Source organism: Achromobacter sp. T5-5 (genome assembly GCF_055397965.1).
This window is the reverse complement of the sequence record NZ_AP027919.1, coordinates 2,200,578-2,224,857: the sequence shown is the minus strand read 5'-3', so window position 1 is coordinate 2,224,857 and position 24,280 is coordinate 2,200,578. Positions and strand designations below refer to the sequence as shown.

Genomic DNA, 24,280 nt, shown 5'->3' with positions numbered 1-24,280 from the left:
AACAACTTCCCGCCCCACCCGGCAGGGCGACCGCCCCCTACAGCGACTCCAGCGCCAGCGCGCAGGGCTGCTCCACCTTGAGGGTCAGGAGGCTGTCGGCGCGGGTGCGGCCCAGGTTGATGGCGGCAATGGGAATCCCGCTGCGCGAGGCGGCGGTCACGAAACGGTAGCCCGAATACACCATCAGCGACGAGCCCACCACCAGCACGGCGTCGGCGCCCTCCAGGCCCGCGTTGGCCCGGTCCACGCGCTCGCGCGGCACGGTTTCGCCGAAGAACACCACATCCGGCTTGACGATGCCGCCGCAGCGCGGACAGGGCGGCACGGCAAAGCGCGAAAAGTCGTGGCCATCGAGATCGGCGTCGCCATCGGGCGCATCGCTGGCCTCGAATTTCATCCAGTCCGGGTTCAGCGCGTGCAGCGCGTCCTGCCAGTCGTGGCGGCCGCCGCGCCAGTCGCAATTCATGCAGCGCACGGCGTCCAGCCGCCCGTGCAGGTCCACCACGTCGTGGCTGCCGGCGGCCTCGTGCAGGCCGTCGACGTTCTGCGTCACCAGGATGGACACATGGCCGCGCGCCTGCAGGCGTGCCAGCGCAAGGTGCGAGGCATTGGGCCGCACCTGCCCGAAACGGCGCCAGCCCACCATGCTGCGCGCCCAATAGCGCGACCGGGCCAGCTCGCCGCCCATGAAGGTCTGCAGCGTCATGGGCTGCTGGCGCTTCCACTCGCCGTCGATGTCCCGGTAATCGGGGATGCCGGAATCGGTGCTGACCCCTGCTCCGGTCAGGACGAACAGCCGGGGGTGGCGGTCGATGAAGCCGCGCAGCGCGGCCAGCTCCGAATGTGCGGTATCCAATCCTCGATTCTCCACGTGGTGGCGGGCGGTGTTCAGCCGCCCAGGCCGCAATCCGGCATGTCGCTGACCAGGCTGGCCTGCGTGACGTTGCTGCCCGGCGGCACGCTGCGCGTGAGCCAGACGTTGCCGCCGATGGTCGAGCCCTTGCCGATGGTCACCCGGCCCAGGATCGTCGCGCCCGCATAGATGACCACATCGTCCTCGATCAGCGGGTGGCGCGGCAGGCCCTTCTTGAGTTCGCCGTTTTCGCCGGGCGGAAAGCGCTTGGCGCCCAGCGTGACCATCTGGTAGAGCCGCACGCGATCGCCGATGATGGCGGTCTCTCCGATCACAACGCCGGTGCCGTGGTCGATGAAGAAGCTGCGGCCGATGGTGGCGCCGGGGTGGATGTCGATGCCGGTGTCCGCGTGCGCGATTTCAGCCACGATGCGCGCCAGCATCGGCACGCCCAGGCGGTACAGGACATTGGCGAGGCGGTGATGGATCATGGCCACCACGCCCGGATAGCACAACAGGACTTCGTCGACGCTGTGCGCCGCGGGATCGCCCTGGTAAGCGGCCATCACGTCCAGGTCGAGCGCCGCGCGCAGCGCCGGCAGCTCGGCGCCGAACTGCCGCACGATGTCGATGGCGCGCTGCTGCGTGTGCGCCAGCAGCGTGGGGTCGTCGCGGTTCACGTACTGCAGTTCCAGCCCGACCTGGTGCAGCAAGGCATCCAGCGCGGCGCCGATGGTGTGGCCCACGTAGAAGTCCTCGACCTCTTCGCGCAGGTCGATGGGCCCCAATCGCATCGGGAACAAGGCGCCACAGAGACTCTTGACGATCTGGCGCAGGCTTTCCTGCGACGGGAATTCACGCGCGCCGGCGTCGTCGCGCAGGCGTCCGCGCGGGCCGCGCCAGGCGACGCGCGCCTCGCGCAGGCCGGACACGATGCTGTCCAGGTTCCAGTGCGCGGTGGGCAGGTAGGTGGGGCCGTTCATGGCCGAGCTCCCGAAAGGGAGCCGGCGGATCGGACGGAGGGATGGATCTCGAACATGGAGTTTGCCTCGCTGACGATGCGAAGCCCCCGGCGGTGCGCCGGGCAATGCTGCTTCGCAATATTTCCGTCAACTGTAACCGCTCCGGCGCATCGGCTGGAAGTCATCCGATATGGCGTTGGGGTTTTGCGGCGTGCGCGCTCGGTGTGCGCATCATGCGGCGGCCGGTTCCACCTCGTACCCCTGCGGGTTGCCCTGTTGCCAGCGCCAGCCGTCCGCGCACATGGATTCCACGTCGTAGGTGCTGCGCCATCCCAGCAGCGACGCCGCCAGCGCGGGGTTGGCCCACATGCGCTCGACGTCGCCCGCGCGGCGCGGCAGGACCCGCAGCGGGATCTTGCAGCCGTTGACCCGTTCAAACGCGCGCACCAGCTCCAGGACGCTGGTGCCCTGCCCCGTGCCCAGGTTGACGGCGACAAAGCCGGGATGGGCGTCGGCATAGGCCAACGCCTGCACGTGTCCGCGCGCCAGGTCCATGACGTGCAGGTAATCGCGCACGCCGGTGCCGTCAACGGTGTCGTAGTCGTCGCCGAACACGCGCAGGAAGGGCTGGCGTCCCACCGCCACCTGCGTGATGAATGGAAAGAGATTGTTGGGCAGGTCGCGCGGACTTTCACCGATCAGGCCGCTGGGGTGGGCGCCGATGGGGTTGAAGTAGCGCAGCGTGACGACGCTGAACGCCGGACTGGCCACGCACAGGTCGCGCAGCATGTCCTCGACGATCAGCTTGGTCCGGCCGTAGGGGTTGGTCGGCGCCAGCGGATGGGCCTCGGTGAACGGCAGGTACTGCGGTTCACCATAGACCGTCGCCGACGAGCTGAACACCAGCCGCGACACGCCCGCCTCGCGCATGGCGCTCAGCAGCACGAGCGACCCCTGCACATTGTTGTCGTAGTACTTGAGCGGGTCCGCCACCGACTCGCCCACCGCCTTGCAGCCGGCCAGGTGCAGCACGGACTGCACCGGCATGCCCCGGGCCGCGGCATCCGCCAGCACCGAGGCCACCAGGCCCGGCGTGCGGATGTCGCCTTCGATCAACGGGATGGGCGCGCCGCAAAGCTGCTCCACGCGGCGCACGGCCTCGCGGCTGCCGTTGCTGAAGTTGTCCAGCACCAGCGGCCGCAGGCCGGCCGCGAGCATCGCCACCAGGGTATGCGTGCCGATGTAGCCTGCGCCGCCCGTCACCAGCACGTGCGTGTCCGGCATGTCCGCGCTCCGTCAGAGATGGGCCGTCATGCCCGGCACCCACGCATGGCGGGGACGCGGCGCCTGCGCGTGGCTGCGGTAGCGGTCGATCCAGTACGACGTCGACGCATCGTGGCCCCAATCGACCACGCCCGCCGACACCGGCACCGCCAGCTCGCGCTCGATGCCGCTGGCCAGCCGCTTGCCCAGTTCCACGCCATATTGGTCGAACGGGTTGATGCCCCAGACCACGCTCTGCACGAACACCTTGTGCTCGTACAGGGCCAGCAGCGCGCCCAGGCCGCGCGGATCGAGCTGGCGCAGGACGATCAGGGTAGACGGCCGTCCGCCCGGGTGCACCATGTGGTGCGCCAGGCTGAGCGCGCGCTCCTGGTCGTCGATGTGCGCCACGTCCAGCAGCGCCTGCTCCAGGCTCTTGCCGCGCAGCAGCGCCTGACGCTGCGCCAGGCAGTTGGCCAGCAGCATGCGGTGCGCGTCGGGACTGTCGGCGTGGCCCTGCAGGCTGGCGATGAAGTCCACCGGCGCGCCTTCCTCGCTCTGGTGCAGCCACTGGAAGAAAGTGTGCTGCCCGTCGGTGCCCGGCATGCCCCAGATGATGGGCGCCGTCGGCACGCCGACCGCGGCGCCATCGCCCGCGACGCGCTTGCCCAGCGATTCCATCTCGAGCTGCTGCAGGTAGGTCACCAGATGCAGCAGGCGCGCGCTATAGGCGGCGACGTTCAGCGAATTGAATCCCAGCACGCTGCAATTGACCAGCCCGGCCAGCGCCAGCTGCACCGGCGCGTTGGAGGCGAACGGGGCCTGCTTGAAGTGCTGGTCCATGGCCTCGGCCCCGGCGCGCATGCCGATCAGCACGTCGGCGCCCACGGTGAGCGCAATCGACAGGCCGGCGACCGACCACACGGAATAGCGTCCGCCCACCCAGTCGCACATCTTGAAGACCTGGCTGGACGGCACGCCCAGCGCGCGGGCGGCCGGGGCGTTGGCGGTCACCGCCGCCAGGTGGTCGGACACGTCGGCCACGCCGCCCTGCTTGAGCCACGCGATCGCCGCGCGGGCGTTGTGCAGGGTTTCGGACGTGGTGAACGATTTGGACGACACGACCACCAGCGTGCGGCGCGGGTCCAGCCCGGCCACCGCGTCATGGAAGGCATGGCCGCAGATATTGGACACGAAGCGGATCTGGCGGCGCTGCAGCGGTCCGCCGAAGGCCTGCACCGCCAGGCGCGGCCCCCAGTCGCTGCCGCCGATGCCGATGTGCAGGACGTTGGAAAAATCGGCCGTCTGGTCCACGCGCCGCACGAAGTCGGTCATGCGCGAATACTCGCAGACGGAGTCCGCGTCCTGCCCTTCCGGCTGTTCGCGCGTGCGCCCGGCCCGCAACGCGGTATGCCATGCCGCCCGGTTTTCGGTCCAGTTGACCGGCTCCCCGGCAAACAGCGCGCGTCGCGCCTCGTCCAGTCCACGCGCCTGCAGCAGCGCCTGTCCGGCGCTGTCCAGCGCCGCAGACTGGCGCTGCATGGTCAGGTCCACGCACAACCCTGCCGCTTCGATCACCTTGAGCGCGCTGGCGTCCAATTCGGCGCTTTGCGCGGCCTGCGCGAAAGCCACCCACTCCGGGCTGTCCGCCAGCCCGGAGTCTGCCCTTAACGCCTCAATCGCCTGTTGAGCCTTTCCCATCGCGTGATGCTCCTTAGAACGGTAAACGAATGTGAGGTGCAATGCGCTTGAACGCCTTGCGGAAGTCCTCCTCGATACGAGCCAGTGCGGCCACGTTGTCTCCTTCGAACCGGAGTACCACCGTCGGCGTGGTGTTGGACGGACGCGCGAGGCCGAAGCCGTCGGCGTAGTCCACACGGATCCCGTCGAGCTCGTTGATCGACACTGCACCGGGGAATTCCCCTTGATCGCGCAGCGCCTGCACCAGCTCGACGCCTTCGGTGGTTTCCAGTTTCAATTCGGGGGTGGCGCAGGACTGCGGCAAGCTTTCCAGCAAAGCCGAGGGGTCCGGCGCCGACGACAGGATCTCCAGCAGGCGGGCGGCGGCATAGATGCCGTCGTCAAAGCCATACCAGCGCTCCCTGAAGAAAATGTGGCCGCTCATCTCCCCAGCAAGTAGCGCTCCCGACTCGCGCATCTTGGCCTTGATCAGGGAATGTCCCGTCTTCCACATGGTGGCTTTGCCGCCCGCCTCGGTGATGGCGCGGGCCACGTGGCGGCTGCACTTGACGTCATAAATGACCTCGGCGCCCGGGTTGCGCGCCAGCACGTCGCGCGCAAAGAGGATGAGCTGGCGATCCGGCCAGATTATCTGTCCCGATTTTGTCACCACCCCGAGGCGGTCGCCGTCGCCGTCGAATGCCAGGCCGACCTCGCAGTCCGAATAACGCAGGCAATAGATCAGGTCCTGCAGGTTGTGCGGGTCGGCCGGATCGGGATGGTGGCCGGGGAAGGACCCATCCACCTCGCAGAACAGCTCCGTCACTTCGCAGCCCAGCGCGCGGAACAGCGCCGGCGCCACCGCGCCCGCCACGCCGCTGCCGCAGTCGATGGCGATCTTCATGGGACGGGCCATGCGGATGTCGCCCACCAGGCGCGCCGCGTAGCAGGGCGTGATCTGCATCTGCGTGCGGCCGCCGGGCGTGGCCGCCGCCTCGATCGGCAGGCGCATGGCATCGCGCAGGGCGGTCAGGCCCTCGCCATACAGCGACCCGCCTTCCATCACGATCTTGAAACCGTTGTGCGCGGGGGGATTGTGGCTGCCCGTCACGGCGATGCCGGTGCCGGTGTCCATCAGCCGCGTCGTGAAATACACCATCGGGGTGGTCGCCATGCCGATGTCGATGACGTGCATGCCGGCCGAGCGCAGCCCGGCCTGCAGCGCCGCGGAAAGCTCCACGCTGCTCAGCCTGCCGTCCCTGCCCACCACGATCGACCGCGCCCCCTGCTCGCGGGCCTTGGTGCCCACCGCCATCCCCAGGCTGTGGGCAAACCTTGCATCCAACTCGTCCGGCACCGTCCCGCGTATGTCATAAGCCTTGAAAACCGCATCCAGGATTTGCGGCGTTTCCCACCCAAAAGTTCCATGCATGCCAGTTTCTCCGGGTGGCGTTCACTTGGGACCGTTCTGTTTCAAATCGCCGTAGTACGCCGCGCGGGAGTATCGATAACCACCGTACTTGGAGCGGAAGCCGAAGCGCTCGGGCAGCAGCTTGAGACCGTTGAACAGCACACCGTCCACCGGCGCGCCCGCCTGGATCAGGCGCTTGGCCGTCTCGCGGATCTCGCCCACCGTGTTCATGCCCGACCGCACCACCACCATGACCGCGGCGGCATGCGTGCCCACCACGGCCGCGTCCGGAGACGACAGCACGGGCGCCGTGTCCAGGATCACCATGTCGTACTGCGTCGCCAGTTCACGCAGGGTTTCGCCGAACACCGGCGAGGCCAGCAGCTCGGAAGGATCGAAGGTGACGGCGCCCGTGGCAATGAAGTCCACGCCCTCGGACACGCTGTGCTTTCTGACGCGGCTGAGCGGGATCGTGCCGGTCAGCACTTCGAACAGGCCGTCCTCCTTCGGCACGCCGAAGTAGCGGTTGAGCTGACCCTTGCGGAAGTCGGCATCGATCAGCAGCACGCGCTTGCCCACGCCGCCCTGGATGAAGGCGAAATTGGCGGACAGGAAGGACTTGCCCACGCCCGCCACCGGACCGGTGAACATGACCATGTTGTTGGTGGACTGGCGCAGCGACGCCTGCAGCACGTTGCGGAAGGACCGCAGGCTTTCGATGGGCGGCGAGTTGCCCTGGCTCTGGGCCAGCAGCGCCGGCACGGTGGCGTTCTTGCGCCGGCTGCGGCGCCACAGCTTGTCCTGCACATCGCTGTACGGAATGGCGGCCAGCACCGGCAGGCCCGTGTGGCGCTCGACGTCTTCCGGCTCCGACAGGCCGCCGAACAGCGCGTTGCGCACGAACGCGCACAGCATCGCGAAGATCAGCCCGATGGCCGTGGCCACGCCGATGATGATCGCGGCCTTGGGGCGGACCGGCTTGTCGGGCTGCACGGCCGCGTCCAGGATGCGCACATTGCCCACCTTGCCGGCGCGGATCAGCTTGAGTTGCTGGGTGTTGTTGAGCAGCGCGGTGTAGAGCTCGGTGTTCACGCGCACGTCGCGCACCAGGCGCACCACGTCCTGCTCCAGGTCGGGAAGCTGCCTGATGTTGTTGCCCAGGCGGTTGACGTCGCCCGTCAGGGACGCGATCTGGCGGTCGATGCCCACGATGCTGGGGTGCGTCGGCGCAAAGCGCGTGATGAGTTCCTGGCGCTTCTGGCGCAGTTCCATCACCCGGGTCTGCGCGTCCACCGATTGCGCGAGAATCAGCTTGGCCTCTTCGCTCAGGTCGATCGTGCCGCGCTTGTTGCGCAGCGCGTTGTACTTGGTTTCCGCGGCATCCAGCTCGGACTTGAGCTGCGGGAGCTGCTGCTCAAGAAAGGCCAGCGACTTCTCGGCCTGCGCCGACTTGCGATTCACGTTCTGCTGGACATATTCCTGGCCGATCTGGTTGAGCACCGCCGTGGTCAGCGCGGGATCGTTGCCTTCCAGCGTGACGCCGATCACGCCCGAGGCGCGGCCGCGCTCGAAGATGCCCATGCGCGCCTGCACGTTCTCGATCGCCGCCAGGCGCGAACTGCGCGACACCGTGAACTCGGTGCCCGGCCGCCCCGACAACGCATCGACGTGCACATCCATCGCCCCGCCGCCCGGCAGCAGGAAGCGCTCGGGCTTGCCCACCGTGCCGGTGAAGGTGGCGCCGGTCAGCTTGTCGCTCAGCGTGTAGCGGCCCTCGCCCAGGGTGGTCACGCGAAACGGCTTGCCCAGCCATTCATCGGGCACGTCCAGTTGCGAGATCGCGATGGACTCGCCGCCCCAGGCGTAGCCCCCGCGCGGCAAGCCGGACGGATACGGCAGGCTTTCATAGCGCTGCGCCAGCCACTCGCCCACCACCGGGAAGTAGCGCGGCTTGGCGTGGATGTAGAGCAGGAACTTGTCGACGGCCGGGCCGACGACCATGCGCGAGCGCAGCACTTCCATTTCACCCGACGTTTCCGCCTTGGTATCGAACATCGACGACACATCGCCCAGCAGGCTGCGCGCCTGCCCGTTCGGAAGCTCCTCTTCAACCTGCACGATGATGTCGGCCGAATAGACTTTGGGCGTCACCATCACATACGCCAAAGCGCCGAGAAATGCGAGCAGGGTGATCCCAATGATCATCCATCGGTTGGAGAAAATGGCATCCACGTGGGACGACAAGGGGGTTTCCTGTTGACGGGCCGGGACGGACGGCTCGAAAGATTCGATGGGCAACGACATGCAGCTCTCCAGGAGAGGGCGCCGCCGCGGTTGCGGCGCCCCCAAAGGCGGTTTTTGAGGCGGACTACTAATCGATGGACCGGACGGTCTGTACGGTTTGCGCGCTCGGGAACAGGTTGCTGATGAAGCGGTTCCACCGCACCAGGCCGGCCGAATCCACGAACACGACATCCTTGGGTTGCAATTCAAACTTGGCGCCCACGGCCAGGGCCTGCGGCGACGCGGCATTCAAGTGGTAGACCAAAGGCTTTGCCTCCTCCGTGCCGCGCACGACGAATATTTGTGAGGTATCGGCCGTGATCTGGTTCGGCCCGCCTGCCAGGCCCAATGCCTCGGTCAGCGACATGCGTCCATCGCGCATGACGGAAGCACCGGGGATGAACACTTCGCCCATCACGAATACTTTGCTGTCGTCGCGCGGCGTGACTCTCACGATGTCCCCTGGCTTAAGCATTACCTGGTTCAGGTCCTGGCCGCGCTCGATCAGCGCGGGAAGGTTCACGCGAGTACGCCGGCCATCGCGGATCACATAGACCGCGCTGCGGTCGCCGGTCGGCAGAATGCCTCCGGCCCGGTTGAGCGCCTCCAACAGGGTCATGGGAACATCGTTGATCGCAACCGTGCCCGGCGTCGTCACCTCGCCATCGACAAAGATGCGCTTGCTGCGAAATCCCAGAACGCGTACGGTGATCTGCGGGTCCTGTATGTACTTGCTCGAACTATTCACTATGAGATTGCGAGCCTGAAGTTCCGTCAACCCCGCCACTTTCAGCAGTCCCGTATACGGAAACTGGATATATCCCGAGGATGAGACCGTATAGCCCGGAATGCCCGAGGCGGTATCCCCGATGGCTAGTTCCGTTGCCGCAGACCCGATGGCGTAGGTTTGCGTCGGAAGCACGAGTTCGGGGTGATCCCACACGACGATGGAGAGGATATCTCCCGGCCCGATGAGGTAGGGTCCCGGCTTGCCGATCAGGTGGCTGACGCCTTCGTTGTCCAGCAGCGCCTCGCGTGCGCGCTGCTCTTCGAGAACGAGGGATGGCGTGATCTCCTTGATGACGGCCTTGGAGTCCGGATCCAGCGGGTCTGCGAGGTGGTTCGCGCTGAAAGTCATACCGGGAGACAAGGCGCAAGCGCCCAGCGAGGACACGAGCGCGATAGCGGCTATGGCTCGGCTCAACGTTCCGAAAAATGTAGTCATGGCAAATCCACAGTGAATGACTTCGTTGCTTGGAAAGGAGCCCGATGCGTAACGGGTTGCGACATTCCACACTCTTTTCCTAGGCCCGCACATTCGACGGATGCCTTAAGCCTTCTCCTACACCGTTTGGAGGTTTCGGGTAGGCGGCGCACTCAATAAGATTTTGTCGGTAGCCACATGCTTTGCGGCACTGCACAGTTTTTGCTTGGCGCAAAGCGCTCCCTTCCGAACAGGAGTGCGCGATGGACCCGTCCCAAACGGACACGTCGGCAAGATTCAGCGGGACAAGCTATCTCTATCGCTTGCTCGACGCCGCGATCGTCATCACCTGCGGCCTGACCGCCACCGGCTTGAAATTCTCGGATGAAGCCCTGGCGGATCCTCCGCAGATTCATCTGTTCCTGATCTACCTGTGCGGCCTGGGCGCGATCGCGATCTTTCCGGCGTTCCGCCTGTACGTGTCCTGGCGCGGGCGCCTGCTGACCGACCTGCTGGTGCGCAGCATCGCCGCGTGGGCCACCGTGTTCGCGCTTGGCATCTTCGTCAGTTTTCTCATGCACCAGACCGGCGCGATATCCCGCTTATGGGCTGCAACCTGGTTCGGCATGACGGCGCTGGCGCTGGCCGGCGTGCGCGTCGCCGTCTATACGGCGCTGGGCGCGGCGCGCGATCGCGGCCTGGACAAAAAGCGCGTGCTGCTCGTGGGCTTTGGCGCGCTGGGGCACGACATGTGGCGCCGGGTGGAGAAGTACCGCGAGGCCGGCTATCAGATCTCGGGTATCTACGCCGAACCGCATGAGATCCTGCCGCCGCAGGTCCGCCGTCTGCATGGCCTGGAAAACCTGAGCGACTTCGTGCGCGAGAACAAGGTGCGCGAGATCTGGATCGTGCTTCCGATGGAGGCGGGCCAGGAACTACGCGAAGTGCTGTATCACCTGCGCAACGACCTGGTGGATATCCGCTGGATTCCCGATGTGATGTCGATCCAGCTGTTGGGCCACCGCATCGGCGAATTCCTGGGACTGCCCGCCATCCAGCTCAACAGCCTGCCCGCTGCGGGCGTGCGCGGCTGGGCCAAGGAGGCGTTCGACCGCAGCTTCGCGCTGTGCGCGCTGATCGGCCTGGCGCCGGTGATGCTGACGGTGGCCCTGCTGATCAAGCTGACCTCGCGCGGCCCGGTGTTCTTCACGCAGCCGCGGCTGGGCGTGGACGGCAAGGTGTTCCACGTCTACAAGTTCCGCACCATGACCGTGCACCAGGAACAGGGCGTGGTGACGCAGGCCACGCGCAACGACAGCCGGGTCACGCGCATCGGCGGCTTCCTGCGCCGGACCAGCCTGGACGAATTGCCGCAGTTCCTCAATGTGCTGCGGGGCGACATGTCGGTGGTGGGCCCGCGTCCGCACGCGCTGGAGCACAACGAAATGTACAAGGACCTGGTGCAGCGATACATGATGCGCCATCGCGTCAAGCCGGGCATCACCGGCTGGGCGCAGGTCAACGGCTTTCGTGGACAGACCGACACGCTGCGCAAGATGAGCGACCGCGTCGAGCACGACATCTACTACATCCAGCACTGGACGTTCAGGATGGATCTGCTGATCATCGCCCGCACGGCGATCTCGGGATGGACGGGCCGCAATGTCTACTAAGCCGTTGGGATGGCCCGTGCATGAAGCGCCGGCGGCGCGCCGCGGCATGCTGGCCCGCTCGGACTTCCGCCAGGCGGTGGAGATGCTGCCCCTGGTGTCGATCGACCTGCTGCTGCGCGACGGGGCCGGCAACTACCTGACCGGGCTGCGCGCCAATCCCCCCGCCCAGGGCGCGTGGTTCGTACCTGGCGGCCGCATCCGCAAGAACGAGCCCCTGCGCGATGCGCTGCGCCGCATCGTCCAGGACGAGCTGGGTCTGTCGCTGCCCGATCTGGCCTGGACGCCGCGCGGCGTGTACGAGCATTTCTACGGCACCAACTTCGCGGGTGAAGCCGGACGCTCCACCCACTACGTCGTCCTCGCGTACGAGGCCGAGCTTTCCCTGGATACCGCAAGCCTTCCCCTGGCCCAGCACAGCGGCTACCGCTGGCTGCCCGGAGAAGCGATCGCCGCCGATCCCGGCGTGCATCCCTACACCCAGGCCTACTTCAAGGAGTGAGCGCCATGACCAACCCCCCTCCCCCGTACCGGGCAGTCATTCTTTGCGGCGGTTCAGGCTCGCGCCTGTGGCCGTTGTCGCGCGAACTGCTGCCCAAGCAGTTCATCCGTTTGACCGATGACCGCAGTCTGCTGCAGAACACCCTGCTGCGGCTGAGTTCGGCGGGCGCGCAGGCGCGGCCCATGCTCGTCTGCAACGAAGCGCACCGCTACATCGCGGCGGAACAGGCGCAGGAACTGGGGATCAAGGATGTCGAAGTCATCCTGGAGCCGTTCGCGCGCAACACGGCGCCCGCCATCGCCGCCGCCACACTGCGGGCGATGCAGGACGGCGAAGACCCGGTCATGCTCATCATGCCGTCCGATCATGTGCTGGAAGACGGCGAGGTGCTCAGCGCGGCCTTCACCCAGGCCTACGACGCCGCCCGCCAGGGCGCGCTGGTGACGTTCGGCATCAAGCCGACGGCGCCGCTCAGCGGCTACGGCTACATCCAGGCCGACGAGCCGGGCGCCATGGCCCCGGCACGCCGCGTGCGCCGCTTCGTCGAAAAGCCGTCGCCCGAGGTCGCCCAGCGCTTCATCGAGGACGGCGGCTACTACTGGAACAGCGGCATGTTCGCCTTCCAGGCGTCGGTCTTCCTGGCCGAACTGGGACGGCTGGCGCCCAAGATCCTTGAACACGCGCAGGCGGCCGTGGCCACCGGCCATGGCGACAACGGGCTGTTCCATCTGGACGGCCCGGCGTTCGAAGCCTGCCCCAGCGACTCGATGGACTACGCCATCATGGAGCGCACCGACAGCGCCGTGGTCATCCCGCTGGCCGCCTCGTGGAGCGACGTCGGGGCCTGGGACGCCGTCTGGGGCATCGCCCAGAAGAGCGTGGAAGGCAATTCCACCACCGGCGACGTCATGGTGGAGGACTCGCGCAACTGCCTCATCCATTCGACCAGCCGTCTGGTGGCGTCGGTGGGGTTGGACGACATCGTGGTCATCGAGACGGCCGATGCGGTCCTGGTGGCGCACAAGTCGCGTTCGCAGGACGTCAAGCGCCTGGTGGAGACGTTCAAGACCCAGCACCGCGCCGAACTCAACCACCACCGCGAGGTCCAGCGGCCGTGGGGGTCTTACGACTCGGTCGGCCAGGGGCCGCGCTACCAGGTCAAGCGCATCACCGTGAAGCCCGGCGCGCGCCTGTCGTCGCAGATGCACCACCATCGCGCCGAACACTGGATCGTGGTGTCGGGCACGGCGCGCATCTACAACGGCGACAAGCAGTACCTGCTGACCGAGAACCAGTCGACCTACATCCCGCTGGGCGAGATCCACAGCCTGGAGAACCCGGGGAAGATCCCGCTGGAGATCATCGAAGTCCAATCGGGCGCGTATCTCGGCGAAGACGACATCGTCCGTTTCCAGGACATCTACGGCCGTGTCTGAAGTTGATAAGCCCCCACGCCGCACTCGCTCCGCTCGCTTGCTGCCCCCCGAGGGGGCCGTCTTCGCCTTGGGGCGGCCCGGCGGCGAAGAGGTCCCTGCGGCTCGGGAGCCTTTCTGGCGCCCGGGCATGGCAAAGATCTGCCTGCCCGTGGCGGCCCTATTTTTCATCGTCCTGGTCACCGTCGGCAATCTCCCCGGGCTGGCGGCGGACATGTCCGATGCGTTCGGCGACAAGCGGCTGCACCTGGCCGCCTACGCCTTCCTGACCGGGCTGATCTACGTCTCCGTCAACCGGCGCCCCGCGCTGGTGGCCATGCTGGCGGCCACCGCCCTGGGTGCGCTGGATGAATCAATCCAGTCCTTTTTTCCGTATCGAGAGGCTGGACTCTTAGACCTTTTGGCCGATATCTCAGCGGCTGGTGCAACAGTAATCTCTTTGCACATTGGTACCGCAGCCATCGGCTCCTTTCGTGCAGTCACTAAGTCTTAAGGACACAACCATGCCAAAACGGGCACTGATTACCGGCGTAACTGGCCAAGACGGGGCCTATCTGGCGGAGCTTCTGCTGGCCAAGGGCTATGAGGTCCACGGCATCAAGCGTCGCGCTTCGCTGTTCAACACCGCGCGGATCGACCACCTTTACCAGGATCCGCACGACCAGCCCCGCAATTTCGTGCTGCACCACGGCGACATGACGGACTCGTGCAGCCTCATCCGCATCGTCCAGTCGGTGCAGCCGGACGAGATCTACAACCTGGCCGCGCAGAGCCACGTGGGCGTCTCGTTCGAGGAACCGGAATACACCGCCAACGCCGACGGCCTGGGCACCCTGCGCCTGCTGGAAGCGATCCGCATCCTGAAGCTGGAGAACAAGACGCGCTTCTACCAGGCGTCCACCTCCGAGCTGTACGGCCTGGTGCAGGAAACGCCGCAGAAGGAAACCACGCCCTTCTATCCGCGTAGCCCCTACGCGGCGGCCAAGCTGTACGCCTACTGGATCAGCGTGAACTACCGCGAAGCCTACGGCATGTATGCCTGCAACGGCATCCTCTTCAACCACGAGTCGCCCAAGCGCGGCGAAACCTTCGTCACGCGCAAGATCACGCGCGGCCTGGCGCGCATCGTGCTCGGGCTGCAGGAATGCCTGTACCTGGGCAACCTGTCCGCGCTGCGCGACTGGGGCCACGCCCGCGACTACGTCGAAATGCAGTGGCTGATGCTGCAGCAGGACACGCCCGAGGACTACGTCATCGCGACGGGCATGCAATACAGCGTGCGCGAGTTCATCAACACCGCCGCGCGCGAGCTGGGCATCCTGCTGGCCTGGGAAGGCGAGGGCCTGGAAGAAACCGCGACCGTGCTGTTCTCGCCGGTGCACGACGTCAAGGCCGGCCAGGTCATCGTGCGCGTCGACCCGCGCTACTTCCGTCCGACCGAAGTCGAAACGCTGCTGGGCGATCCCACCAAGGCCCGCGAGAAGCTCGGCTGGTCGCCCCGCACGACGTTTGCGCAACTCGTCAAGGAAATGGTCGAAGCCGACCTGCGGGATGCGCGGCGCGATGCGCTGGTCGAACAGAACGGCTACGAAATCTACGCCTACAAGGAGTAGCCCGCCATGACGAACCTGGACCAACGCGTGTTCGTCGCCGGCCATCGCGGCATGGTGGGCGCGGCGATCACCCGCGAACTGCACCGGCGCGGCTACAAGAACGTGCTGACGCGCAGCCGCGAGGAACTGGACCTGGAGAACCAGAACCAGGTGCACCGCTTTTTCTCGACCACGCCGGTCGACGTGGTGTACCTGGCCGCCGCCAAGGTGGGCGGCATCCTGGCGAACCAGACGCACCCGGTGGACTTCCTGTACAAGAACCTGATGATCCAGTGCAACGTGATCCGCGCCGCGTATGCGGCCGGGGTGCGCAAGCTGCTGTTTCTGGGTTCGTCATGCATCTACCCGCGCGAGGCGCCGCAGCCGATCCGCGAGGACGCGCTGCTGACCGGTCCGCTGGAATCGACCAACGAACCCTACGCCATCGCCAAGATCGCCGGCCTGAAGCTGTGCGAAGCCTATCAGCGCGAGCACGGCGCGCGTTTCATCTGCGCCATGCCCACCAACCTGTACGGCCCGCACGACAACTACGACCTGCACAGCAGCCACGTGCTGCCCGCCCTGATCCGCAAGTTCCACGAAGGCCGCGAGACCGGCGCGCAAACCGTGACGATCTGGGGCACGGGAACGCCGCTGCGGGAATTCCTGTACGTGGACGACCTGGCGCAGGCCAGCGTCATGCTGATGGAGCACCCGGACGCCGAGGGCATCTACAACATCGGCGCCGGCCAGGACATCTCCATCGCGGACCTGGCGCAGCTCGTGGCGCGCGTGGTGGGCTATGAGGGCAAGATCGTGTACGACACGTCCAAGCCCGACGGCACGCCGCGCAAGCTGATGGATTCCTCGCGCGTGCAGGCGCTGGGCTGGCGTCCGGAGATCTCCCTGACGCACGGCATCACGCTCGCCTACGGCCATTTCCTGCGCGAGCGCACGCAACAGCCGCTGCCGGTGGCCTGACGGCCGCGCCAGCATGACAGACAGGGTTTCCGATGCTTGGATTCGTGAAGAAACACATCGCCGGCAATGCTTCCTTCTGGGGGCTGGTGGAGTACGGCATCGGTCCCGTCGCGGCGCTGGTGGCGCTGCCCATCCTCTTTCGCCAGCTCGGCACGGTGGGCTTCGGCCAATATTCCATGATCATCGCGCTCGCCGGCTTCGGCAACGCGGCGAACCTGGGCGCGGCCGTCACCGCCACCAAGCTGGTCTCCGAAAGCATGCACGAGCCCGGCGGCGCCTATCGCGCGGCCGGCGTGAGCGTGTCGCTGATCGGCTGTGCGCTGGGCGTCGTGACGCTGGCGGCCATGCTGCTGTGGGGCGCCTTGTGGCTGGGCTGGCCCGAGGCCACCTTCGGCGGCGTGGCGGTGACGATGCTGGCGATGCCCGCGCTCGCCATCTACCTGACCCAGCAGTATGACCAGCTCTTCTCCGGCTGCCTGAAGGGCCGCGAGGACTTCCGGGCCACGGCGCTGTGCGAAGTCTTCAGCCGCACCGGCACCATGGCGCTGGCCTGCGCGGCCGCCTGGTACACGGCCTCGCCCACGTGGACGGGGCTGGCGCAGGCGGTCGGCCTTCTGATCGCGGGCAGCGTGAAGATGCGCGTGTTCTCGCGCGCCTACGATCGCTTCATCGTGCGCCCCGTGCGCGACCGCGGCGCCATGATGGCCGCCTTCCGGTTCTCGCGCTGGTCGTGGCTGAACAGCCTGAGCGCGCTGGCCTTCGGCTCGGTCGACCGGGTGCTGGTCGGCAGCCTGATGGGGCCTGCGGCGCTTGCCATCTATACCGTGGGCGTGCAGGTGGGCCAGATCATCCACACGGCGTCGGTCGCCATCTTCCAGAAGGCGATGCCGCGCGTGACCCGCCTGTCGGTCTCGCCGCCCTTTCCCGGCGCCGCCGAACGCGAGATCCGCCGCATGATGCTGTGGAACCTGGCGCTGTCGGCCAGCGCCACCCTGGCCGTGCTGGCGGTCAGCCAGCCGCTCCTGAACCTGCTGCTGGGCGACAACGTCGCCAGCGGCCACCTGGGCACATTCCAGTTGCTGATCGTGGCATCGGGCCTGCTTTCCCTGAATGCCGCGGCGCACTTTTCCCTCCTGGGGCTCGGCAACTCCCGCGCCGTCGCGATCCTGAACGGACTGGGCGGCCTGGCGATGCTGTGCGTCATGGCGGGACTGGTACACGTGGCGGGGGAACACGCCGCAGCTTGGGGCCGCATGGCCTACGCGGCGATCACGCTGGCCGGCGTGGCCCTCGCCATCCGTCAATCCCGCCCCGACTTTCCGGGCGCCATGCCTGCGGCCACCCGATAACCAACATGCTGAGGTCCTACATGCGCAAGCGCCATAACGAGTATTCACGCCAGCTCATCGACTTCGTCCGCGAGCTCCGCCCGCCAGCGCCCATCGCCAGCGGTCTGCTGCCCAAAGTGACCATCGTGACGCCCTCGTTCAACCAGGCCAAGTTCCTGGAGCGCACCATCCTGTCCGTCCTGAACCAGGGGTATCCGCGGCTGGAGTACATCATCATCGATGGCGGCTCCACGGATGGCAGCGTGGAGATCATCAAGAAGTATGAGCGTTACCTGACGTACTGGGAAAGCACCCCGGACCGCGGCCAGTCGCACGCCATCAACAAGGGCTTCGAGCGCGCCACCGGGGATTACGTGGGGTGGCAGAACTCCGACGACCTGTACTTTCCGGGCGCGCTGCGCAAGCTGGGCGCGGCGGCGGCGCGGGGCCGCGCGCCCATCGTCAGCGGCAACCTCTTCGTCGCCGACGCGGACAACCACATCTTCCGCAAGATCCACTACACCCCCGTCAACCGCGGCACGCTGACGGTGGTGAAAGCCTCGATCCCGAACCAGTCCGCCATCTTCCGCCGCGACCTGCTGCGCAAGTACGGGCTGCTGCAGGAGAGCATGCGCTATTGCATGGACCTGGAGCTGTGGAGCCGCCTGCTGCGCGAGGGCAAGAACCTGATCGTGCCGGACGCGCTGGGCGTGTACACCGCCCACGACGAGACCAAGACCGCGCTGATGCAGGACGTGCTGCTGGAAGAGCGCGAACAGATCGTCAGCCGCATCCGGCGCACCGAGCCGGGCCTGGGACGCCTGTTCGAGCTGTCCTGCCGCGCGTCCAAGGTGGCCGCGCATGCCCGGCAGGGGGACCTGACCTACTTGCTGGAAAAGCTGACGACCAAGATCTTCGGACGCGACGACTGGGCCTCGCACTAGGCCCGGCCATCAACGACACGGAACTGCAATGACCACGCGCCGCCGACTCTCCACCCTCCACCTCCTGGGCCTGTTCGTGTTCACCGCGCTGGCGCTGAACGACGACCGGTTCATCGTGGGGGTGGGCAGCTTCAAGCTGTCGCCGTTCGACCTGCTGTTCGTCGCCATGCTGGGCGTCAAAGCGCTCCGGCTGGCCGACCCGGGCGCCTACGCGCTGCCGCGCGGGGCGCTCGGCGTGCTGCTGGGCATCCAGGCCATTTCCGTGATCTACCTGCTGCTGGTGTCGATCGACCATCCCGGCATCCAGACCGGCGACGTGGCGCGCGACCTGCGCATCGTCTTCTACTTCCTGTGCACGCCGTTCCTTTGCTACAAGGACATCGACAGTCCCGGGGCGTACGCGGTGCTGCAGAAGTACATCGTGGCCGCCGGCCTGGCTGTGGCCACGCTGATGCTGCTGGAGCAGGCGCAGGGCTTCAGCGTGTCCAATCCGCTGCGCAACGTGCGCCTGGGGGTGTGGGCCATCCCGATGGCCGTGGTGTCGCTGCTGTACTTCCGGCGCACGCTGAACGTGACGGGCCCCAAGGCATATTTCCTGATCCTGTTCATGGTGATGGCGCTGGTGTTCTCGCTAAACCGCAGCCAGTACCTGCAGCTGGCGGTGTCCGTCATCATCGCCGTGCTGCTGGCGGGCAACCCCGAGATCCGCCGCCGCGCGATCATGATCTTCGCGCCCGCCACCATCGCCGGGGTGCTGATCTTCGCCAGCATCGGCTATCTGGACGTGCTGACCGATCGCATCTTCAGCGTTGAACGGCTGGACGAAGATTCCAGTTACGGCGCGCGCGTCCAGGAAATGGAAGGCCAGATGGACTACTTCGCCGAAAGCCCGGTCTTCGGCAAGGGAGCCGGCTTCCGCAGCTGGGTCATGGGCGAGAACGGCTTCGAGCTGAGCACGTTCGCGCACAACTCCTGGGCCTTCTACCTGATGAAGTTCGGGGTGGTGGGCACGACCATGATCATGCTGCCGCCCCTGCTCATCCTGCTGACCCTGTTCAGGCGACGCGAGCATCCCGGCCTGGAGATGCACCGGCGCTACCTCCTGGCGACGGCGCCGATCTATATCTTCATCGACTCGATGTCGGGCGGGCTGGCCTACGCGCCCAAGACCGCCTTTACCGGATTTCTGCTGTGCTATGCGCTGTCGCTGATGCGCAATGCGCAGATCATGCCCGTGCCCCGTAACGAACCGCCCGTTCCCAGCCCCCGCCCGGACGTCGTTCGCCGGGCGCCACCGCGAGTAATACCCCATGCCTGATGTCCTGTTTGTCGCACCGGACTTGCACGGCGGCGTCGGAAGATGCGTCGCCTTCATTGTGGATGCGTTGCCGGAACAGGGGGTGGACTCCGCCCTGTTCCTGCTGCGCTCCCGCAATCGCGAGTACCCCATCGCCAACCCCAAGGTCACCCGCGCCCTGCCCATCATCGAGTCCCCCACCAAGCTGCGGCTGATGCTGCCCGTGGCCTTTTTCAAACTGCTGCAGCATATCCGCCGCGACAAGCCGGCCATCGTGTGCTCGCACGGCCTGCTGTGCAACATGCTGGTCGTGCTGGCCAGGACGATCCTGCGCGGCAATTTCAGGACCGTGGCGTTCGAGCACAGCAGTCCGGCCATCCATTACGGCGCCTCGAAGATGCGGAGACTGAAATGCTGGCTGGTGAGCCAGACTTACCGCCGGCACGACGCGGTGGTGGGCGTGTCGCGCGGCGTCAAGGAAGACCTGGTGAGCATGTTTCCGCCGCTGCGCGGCAAGGTGCACACCATCTACAACGGCGTGCCGCTGGATAACGTGCGGCGGCAAGGCGCGCGGCCGCAGCCGGCCGGCGACGGAGATTCGCCGTATCACGTGGTGGCCGTGGGCCGGCTGGAAGCCGTCAAGGACTACGCCACGCTGATCGACGCCGCGGCCCTGCTGGACGATCCCCGCATTGCCTTCACGATCCTGGGCGAAGGCTCCGAGCATGCCGCCCTGCAAAAGCGCATCGACGAGAAGCCGTCGCGCACGCGGGTCAAGCTGGCGGGCCATATCGACAATCCGTTTCCGGTGATCGCCGGCGCCGGCGCGTTCGCGCTCACGTCGGTGCGCGAAAGCTTCGGGAATGTGCTGGTGGAGGCCCTGTGCCTGGGCGTGCCGGTGATTTCGACCGATTGTCCGCACGGCCCCGCCGAGATCCTGGACGCCGGCCGCTATGGCCTGCTGGTGCCGGTCGGCGACGCCGAGGCGCTGGCCGAGGCGGTGCGGCGCCTGGCCTATGACGGCGAAATGCGCGAGAAGCTGGCGGCCCAGGGCCCCGAACGCGCGGACGCCTTTTCCCTGGAGCGGCACTGCCGCAACGTCATCGAGCTCTTCCAGCCGCTCATGCAGCGCGGAACGCCCTGAACAGGACAGCATCATGCAGAAGATACCGGTTTCCGTCGTGGTGATGACGAAGAACGAGGAACGCAACATCGCGAAGTGCCTGAAGGCGCTGGTGGAATTCGACGAAGTCTTCGTGGTGGACTCCAACAGCACGGACGCCACCTGCTCGATCGCGACGGCGATGGGCGCGCGCGTGTCGAATTTCCAGTGGGACGGCAAGTACCCGAAGAAAAAACAGTGGTGCCTGGAACAGTTGCCGTTCACGCATCCGGTCGTGCTGTACGTGGACGCCGACGAAGAGATGACGCCCGGCCTGGCGGCCGAGATACGCGAGGTGCTTCCGCGTTTTTCCGCGGGCGCCGGCGGCGCGTTCGTGCCCTTCGACTACGTGTTCTGCGGCAAGAAGCTCGAGCACGGCCACCGCGTGTACAAGCTGGCGCTGCTGGCGCGCGACCGCTCGCGTTTCCTGGACTATGACGACCTGGACGTCGCCAACATGTGGGAAGTGGAAGGCCACTACCAGCCGCAGGTCGAGGGCGAGACCTTCGCGCTGCGCCAGCGCATGGTCCACAACGATCACGATTCGCTCTATCACTATTTCGACAAGCACAACCGCTATTCGGACTGGGAAGCGAACCTGCGCACCAAGGGCCTCATGAACGATCCGCGCGAGGCCAACGTGGGCGGCCGCGCCCTGCTCAAGCGCATCTTCCAGGCCATGCCGTTCAAGGCCCCCATCGCCTTCCTGCATTCCTACGTCTTCCGGCTGGGCTTTCTGGACGGCAAAGCCGGCTATGACTATGCGGTGGCGCGCGCCATGTACTACTGGCAGATCCGCATCAAGACCGAGGAAATCCTGAAAGCGCGCCAGGCCAGCGCGGCCGCCTCCCAGCGCGATGCGGTCGCGGGAGCCGCCAAATGAGCACATTGCAACGGCTGGACCAGTTTTCGCTGGCCCCGGGGCAGCGCGGGCGGTCGGCGCTGACCGTCCAGTTGTGGTGGATGGTGCAGGGCACCCTGTTCCGCTGGTCTCCGCAGGTGGCCTACGGCTTTCGCCGGTGGCTCTTGCGCTGCTTCGGCGCGCGCGTGGGCCACAAGGTGCTGATCCGGCCCACGGCCACCGTGACCTATCCCTGGAAGGTCGAGATCGGTGATTACGCCTGGATCGGCGACGACGCCGTGATCTACAGCCTGGGACCCATCCACATCGGCGCGCACGCCGTGGTGTCGCAGCGCAGCTACCTGTGCGCCGCGGACCACGACGCCGGCCGGCCGGATTTCCCGCTGCGCGAGCGCGCGGTGCGCGTGGAGGAAGGCGCCTGGGTGGCGACCGACGTGTTCGTCGGACCGGGGGTGACGATCGGGCGCGAGGCGGTGATCGGCGCGCGCAGCTCGGTGTTCCGCAACATGCCGTCCGCAATGGTGTGCCATGGCAACCCTTGCCGTCCCATCCGGCCCCGCACCGCCACGCCGACATGAAAGTCCTCATCTATGGGATCAACTACGCGCCCGAACTGACCGGCACCGGCAAGTACACGGCCGAACTGGCCGAGTGGCTGGCCGCGCGCGGCCACGAGGTCAGCGTGGTGACGGCGCCACCCTACTATCCGCAGTGGAAAGTGCATGAGGGCTACCGCGGATCGCGTTACGCGAAGGAGACGCGCCGCGGCGTGACCGTGCGGCGCGCGCCCTTGTGGGTGCCCGAAAGACCAGGCGGCGCCAAGCGCCTGGTGCACCTGGCAAGCTTTGCGCTGTCCAGCCTGCCGTCGCTGCTGCGCGCCGCGATGCGCCGGCCTGACATCATCCTGGTGGTCGAGCCCGCCCTCTTCTGCGCGCCCGGCGCGTGGCTTGCGGCGCGCCTGTGCGGCGCGCGCGCGTGGCTGCACATCCAGGACTTCGAGGTGGACGCGGCGTTCGAGCTGGGCCTGCTCAAAGGCGCGGGCCTGCGGTCGCTGGTCAAGCGCGCCGAACGCTGGCTGATGCGCCGCTTCGACCGCGTGTCCACGATCTCGAACCGGATGCTGGATCTGGCGCTGGCCAAGGGCATCGACCCGGGCCGCGCCGTGCTGCTGCCCAACTGGATCGACGTCAACGCGATCACCCCGCTTGCCGAAGGCGGGGATTACCGCGGCCAGCTCGGCATTCCGGACAACGCCATCGTCGCGCTGTACTCCGGCAACATGGGTGGCAAGCAAGGCCTGCAGATCCTTGCGGACGTGGCCCGCCGGCTGAACCGCGAAGACCGGCTGTGGTTCCTGTTCTGCGGCCAGGGCCCCGAGCGCGCGGCGCTCGAGGAGCGGTGCCGCGGCCTGACCCGCGTCATCTTCCTGGACCTTCAACCGGCTGAACGGCTGGGCGCCCTGCTGAGCACCGCGGACATCCATCTGCTGCCGCAGCGCGCCGGCGCCGCGGACCTGGTCATGCCGTCCAAGCTGACCGGCATGCTGGCCAGCGGCCGGCCGGTGGTGTGCGGCGCGGCGCGCGGCACGGAGCTTGCCAGCGTGGTGTCGCATTGCGGCCTGCTCACGCCGCCCGAAGACGCCATGGCCATGGCCGAGGCCGTGCGCAAACTGAGCTACAACGCCCAGATCCGCGAAACCCTGGGCGCGGCCGCGCGCCGGTATGCGATGGAGCACCTGCACGTGGACGCCGTGCTGGGCGCCGCGGAACGCGAGTTCGCCGCGATCGCGAAGTCCAAGGGCCGTACGGCGCGGGCGGGCACGCAAGCGAGCGAAGGCGACGTTTAAGGTTTTTTTTGAGTCGGGGCCGTCTGCGGAAGTGTCGCAGGCGGCCTTTTTAATTGCGGTTTGCTTCACACACGCGGCTGCGCCTTCACACACGAGGCTGCGCCTTCACGCCTGCGGCTGCGCCTGAAATAAGCCAGGGCCTGTGCGGGCGGCGCCGCCACCCGCACAGGCCCTGCCTCGCACCGTGCGCGATCAGCTTGCGTCGCCCTTGTCTGGCGTCGGTTGCCCGTTGGTGTTTCTGACCAGGCCCATCTGCACCGCGATATAGGCCGCCTCGGCCTGATTGCGCGCGTTCAGCTTCCAATAGAGCGTGCGCGCATGGCTCTTGACGGTCGCGACAGATATGCCCACCTGCTGCCCGATCTCGCGCATGGTCTTGCCCTGCACGAGCAACTGCAGGATTTCCTCCTGCCGCTGCGTCAGTTCGCGCAGCTCCTGCACGGACCCATGCGTCGTGCCGGGCGGCCTGCCGGCGGGTTGGGGATAGCATTCCCCGCCGGCGATCACCAGGCTGACGGCCGCGGCCAAGGCATCGGGACTTGAGGCCTTGGGCAGGTAACCGGCCACGCCCGCCCGCGCGCAGGCGCCCATCACGCTCGGGTCCAGCGCGGAATACAGGACCAGCACCAACCTGGGCATGAAAAAGGCCATGGCCTGCGACAGGAGCCCTATGTCCTGCTCGGCGGACCCGCTGCAACCCACCACCAGCAGTTCCACTGGCTTGTTGATCGAGCTTGACATGGTGAGCAGATGGGCTGGCGAGATGGCCAGAATTTCGTCGGCGTTGCGCACACGTTCCAGCACATGCTGAATGGCGACACGAAGCAGAGCGTAGTCTTCGATCAGTACGGTTGTCATCCCGGGAAGAACCTTGTGACGCATGGCCCATTACGGTTCCCACGACGCTGGCGCAATGCCGCGCAACGCACGGGTCTACGCGCATCGCCAGGTTCGGGGGAATCCTGTCCGCGGCCTTGGGATTGCGCTGGCGAGATTAAGTGATTCGC

General features: G+C 66.8%; 21 protein-coding genes. 13 read left to right on the top strand and 8 right to left on the bottom strand.

The window, feature by feature from the left end:
• Positions 1–37: 37 nt before the first annotated feature.
• The 7 genes from ACZ50Q_RS09975 to ACZ50Q_RS09945 form a co-directional block, all read right to left on the bottom strand.
• Complete coding sequence (locus tag ACZ50Q_RS09975) at positions 38–856, bottom strand: NAD-dependent protein deacetylase (RefSeq protein WP_464081379.1); 819 nt, start codon at positions 854–856, stop codon at positions 38–40.
• Positions 857–888: 32 nt separating this feature from the next.
• Positions 889–1,836: a serine O-acetyltransferase EpsC gene (epsC, locus tag ACZ50Q_RS09970; RefSeq protein ID WP_076520115.1), complete on the bottom strand. Its 948-nt coding sequence runs from the start codon at positions 1,834–1,836 to the stop codon at positions 889–891.
• Positions 1,837–2,046: 210 nt separating this feature from the next.
• Positions 2,047–3,099 carry a UDP-glucose 4-epimerase GalE gene (galE, locus tag ACZ50Q_RS09965; protein ID WP_464081378.1) on the bottom strand — a complete coding sequence of 351 codons (1,053 nt, stop codon included), beginning with the start codon at positions 3,097–3,099 and terminating at the stop codon, positions 2,047–2,049.
• Between the two features lie 12 nt (positions 3,100–3,111).
• Positions 3,112–4,779: a glucose-6-phosphate isomerase gene (pgi, locus tag ACZ50Q_RS09960; RefSeq protein ID WP_076520113.1), complete on the bottom strand. Its 1,668-nt coding sequence runs from the start codon at positions 4,777–4,779 to the stop codon at positions 3,112–3,114.
• A gap of 13 nt (positions 4,780–4,792) precedes the next feature.
• Positions 4,793–6,190 (bottom strand): phosphomannomutase/phosphoglucomutase, encoded by a 1,398-nt coding sequence (locus tag ACZ50Q_RS09955; RefSeq protein WP_092581387.1) that lies wholly within the window; start codon positions 6,188–6,190, stop codon positions 4,793–4,795.
• A 21-nt stretch (positions 6,191–6,211) separates the two neighbouring features.
• A complete protein-coding gene (locus tag ACZ50Q_RS09950) occupies positions 6,212–8,473 on the bottom strand; it encodes a GNVR domain-containing protein (protein WP_464081377.1) in 2,262 nt (753 codons plus the stop codon).
• Positions 8,474–8,540: 67 nt separating this feature from the next.
• Positions 8,541–9,677, bottom strand: coding sequence for a polysaccharide biosynthesis/export family protein (locus tag ACZ50Q_RS09945; protein WP_092581389.1), 1,137 nt, complete (start codon positions 9,675–9,677; stop codon positions 8,541–8,543).
• Positions 9,678–9,919: 242 nt separating this feature from the next.
• On the opposite strand from ACZ50Q_RS09945, the gene ACZ50Q_RS09940 reads away from it, so the two are divergent.
• The 13 genes from ACZ50Q_RS09940 to ACZ50Q_RS09880 all read left to right on the top strand — a co-directional run bounded on the left by ACZ50Q_RS09940 (position 9,920) and on the right by ACZ50Q_RS09880 (position 23,273).
• Positions 9,920–11,329 carry an undecaprenyl-phosphate glucose phosphotransferase gene (locus tag ACZ50Q_RS09940; protein WP_076520109.1) on the top strand — a complete coding sequence of 470 codons (1,410 nt, stop codon included), beginning with the start codon at positions 9,920–9,922 and terminating at the stop codon, positions 11,327–11,329.
• A 46-nt stretch (positions 11,330–11,375) separates the two neighbouring features.
• Complete coding sequence (locus ACZ50Q_RS09935) at positions 11,376–11,828, top strand: GDP-mannose mannosyl hydrolase (protein WP_464081976.1); 453 nt, start codon at positions 11,376–11,378, stop codon at positions 11,826–11,828.
• Between the two features lie 5 nt (positions 11,829–11,833).
• Entirely contained in the window at positions 11,834–13,264 is a 1,431-nt protein-coding gene (locus ACZ50Q_RS09930) for a mannose-1-phosphate guanylyltransferase/mannose-6-phosphate isomerase (RefSeq protein WP_092581390.1), read from the top strand.
• Between the two features lie 127 nt (positions 13,265–13,391).
• On the top strand, positions 13,392–13,754 hold the full coding sequence (locus tag ACZ50Q_RS09925) for a VanZ family protein (protein WP_092581456.1): 363 nt from the start codon (positions 13,392–13,394) through the stop codon (positions 13,752–13,754).
• A 10-nt stretch (positions 13,755–13,764) separates the two neighbouring features.
• Positions 13,765–14,874, top strand: coding sequence for a GDP-mannose 4,6-dehydratase (gene gmd, locus ACZ50Q_RS09920; RefSeq protein ID WP_076520106.1), 1,110 nt, complete (start codon positions 13,765–13,767; stop codon positions 14,872–14,874).
• 6 nt (positions 14,875–14,880) lie between these two features.
• Positions 14,881–15,834, top strand: coding sequence for a GDP-L-fucose synthase family protein (locus tag ACZ50Q_RS09915; RefSeq protein WP_464081376.1), 954 nt, complete (start codon positions 14,881–14,883; stop codon positions 15,832–15,834).
• A gap of 44 nt (positions 15,835–15,878) precedes the next feature.
• Positions 15,879–17,183, top strand: coding sequence for a lipopolysaccharide biosynthesis protein (locus ACZ50Q_RS09910; protein WP_464081375.1), 1,305 nt, complete (start codon positions 15,879–15,881; stop codon positions 17,181–17,183).
• 5 nt (positions 17,184–17,188) lie between these two features.
• Positions 17,189–18,106 carry a glycosyltransferase family 2 protein gene (locus ACZ50Q_RS09905; protein ID WP_464081374.1) on the top strand — a complete coding sequence of 306 codons (918 nt, stop codon included), beginning with the start codon at positions 17,189–17,191 and terminating at the stop codon, positions 18,104–18,106.
• 28 nt (positions 18,107–18,134) lie between these two features.
• Positions 18,135–19,424: an O-antigen ligase family protein gene (locus tag ACZ50Q_RS09900; protein ID WP_464081373.1), complete on the top strand. Its 1,290-nt coding sequence runs from the start codon at positions 18,135–18,137 to the stop codon at positions 19,422–19,424.
• Positions 19,425–19,506: 82 nt separating this feature from the next.
• Positions 19,507–20,547 carry a glycosyltransferase gene (locus ACZ50Q_RS09895; RefSeq protein ID WP_464081372.1) on the top strand — a complete coding sequence of 347 codons (1,041 nt, stop codon included), beginning with the start codon at positions 19,507–19,509 and terminating at the stop codon, positions 20,545–20,547.
• Between the two features lie 13 nt (positions 20,548–20,560).
• The gene (locus tag ACZ50Q_RS09890; RefSeq protein ID WP_464081371.1) at positions 20,561–21,448 is read left to right on the top strand and encodes a glycosyltransferase family 2 protein; all 888 of its coding nucleotides are present in this window, start codon (positions 20,561–20,563) and stop codon (positions 21,446–21,448) included.
• A complete protein-coding gene (locus tag ACZ50Q_RS09885) occupies positions 21,445–22,005 on the top strand; it encodes a putative colanic acid biosynthesis acetyltransferase (protein WP_076520099.1) in 561 nt (186 codons plus the stop codon). Before ACZ50Q_RS09890 ends, ACZ50Q_RS09885 begins: the two co-directional genes overlap by 4 nt.
• A complete protein-coding gene (locus ACZ50Q_RS09880; RefSeq protein WP_464081370.1) occupies positions 22,002–23,273 on the top strand; it encodes a WcaI family glycosyltransferase in 1,272 nt (423 codons plus the stop codon). Before ACZ50Q_RS09885 ends, ACZ50Q_RS09880 begins: the two co-directional genes overlap by 4 nt.
• Positions 23,274–23,465: 192 nt before the next feature.
• On the opposite strand, the gene ACZ50Q_RS09875 is transcribed toward ACZ50Q_RS09880, so the two are convergent.
• Positions 23,466–24,131, bottom strand: coding sequence for a helix-turn-helix transcriptional regulator (locus ACZ50Q_RS09875; RefSeq protein ID WP_464081369.1), 666 nt, complete (start codon positions 24,129–24,131; stop codon positions 23,466–23,468).
• Positions 24,132–24,280 lie beyond the last annotated feature (149 nt).

What these genes read in the sequence shown, in the direction of transcription:
- galE (WP_464081378.1), bottom strand. Translation starts at nt 3,099, where the DNA reads ATGCCGGACACGCACGTGCTGGTGACGGGCGGCGCAGGCTACATCGGC.
- ACZ50Q_RS09875 (WP_464081369.1), bottom strand. Translation starts at nt 24,131, where the DNA reads ATGACAACCGTACTGATCGAAGACTACGCTCTGCTTCGTGTCGCCATT.
- ACZ50Q_RS09925 (WP_092581456.1), top strand. Translation starts at nt 13,392, where the DNA reads ATGGCAAAGATCTGCCTGCCCGTGGCGGCCCTATTTTTCATCGTCCTG.
- pgi (WP_076520113.1), bottom strand. Translation starts at nt 4,779, where the DNA reads ATGGGAAAGGCTCAACAGGCGATTGAGGCGTTAAGGGCAGACTCCGGG.
- ACZ50Q_RS09950 (WP_464081377.1), bottom strand. Translation starts at nt 8,473, where the DNA reads ATGTCGTTGCCCATCGAATCTTTCGAGCCGTCCGTCCCGGCCCGTCAA.
- ACZ50Q_RS09890 (WP_464081371.1), top strand. Translation starts at nt 20,561, where the DNA reads ATGCAGAAGATACCGGTTTCCGTCGTGGTGATGACGAAGAACGAGGAA.
- ACZ50Q_RS09940 (WP_076520109.1), top strand. Translation starts at nt 9,920, where the DNA reads ATGGACCCGTCCCAAACGGACACGTCGGCAAGATTCAGCGGGACAAGC.
- gmd (WP_076520106.1), top strand. Translation starts at nt 13,765, where the DNA reads ATGCCAAAACGGGCACTGATTACCGGCGTAACTGGCCAAGACGGGGCC.
- ACZ50Q_RS09935 (WP_464081976.1), top strand. Translation starts at nt 11,376, where the DNA reads ATGCTGGCCCGCTCGGACTTCCGCCAGGCGGTGGAGATGCTGCCCCTG.
- ACZ50Q_RS09930 (WP_092581390.1), top strand. Translation starts at nt 11,834, where the DNA reads ATGACCAACCCCCCTCCCCCGTACCGGGCAGTCATTCTTTGCGGCGGT.
- ACZ50Q_RS09885 (WP_076520099.1), top strand. Translation starts at nt 21,445, where the DNA reads ATGAGCACATTGCAACGGCTGGACCAGTTTTCGCTGGCCCCGGGGCAG.
- epsC (WP_076520115.1), bottom strand. Translation starts at nt 1,836, where the DNA reads ATGAACGGCCCCACCTACCTGCCCACCGCGCACTGGAACCTGGACAGC.
- ACZ50Q_RS09955 (WP_092581387.1), bottom strand. Translation starts at nt 6,190, where the DNA reads ATGCATGGAACTTTTGGGTGGGAAACGCCGCAAATCCTGGATGCGGTT.
- ACZ50Q_RS09880 (WP_464081370.1), top strand. Translation starts at nt 22,002, where the DNA reads ATGAAAGTCCTCATCTATGGGATCAACTACGCGCCCGAACTGACCGGC.
- ACZ50Q_RS09900 (WP_464081373.1), top strand. Translation starts at nt 18,135, where the DNA reads ATGACCACGCGCCGCCGACTCTCCACCCTCCACCTCCTGGGCCTGTTC.
- ACZ50Q_RS09945 (WP_092581389.1), bottom strand. Translation starts at nt 9,677, where the DNA reads ATGACTACATTTTTCGGAACGTTGAGCCGAGCCATAGCCGCTATCGCG.
- ACZ50Q_RS09905 (WP_464081374.1), top strand. Translation starts at nt 17,189, where the DNA reads ATGCTGAGGTCCTACATGCGCAAGCGCCATAACGAGTATTCACGCCAG.
- ACZ50Q_RS09915 (WP_464081376.1), top strand. Translation starts at nt 14,881, where the DNA reads ATGACGAACCTGGACCAACGCGTGTTCGTCGCCGGCCATCGCGGCATG.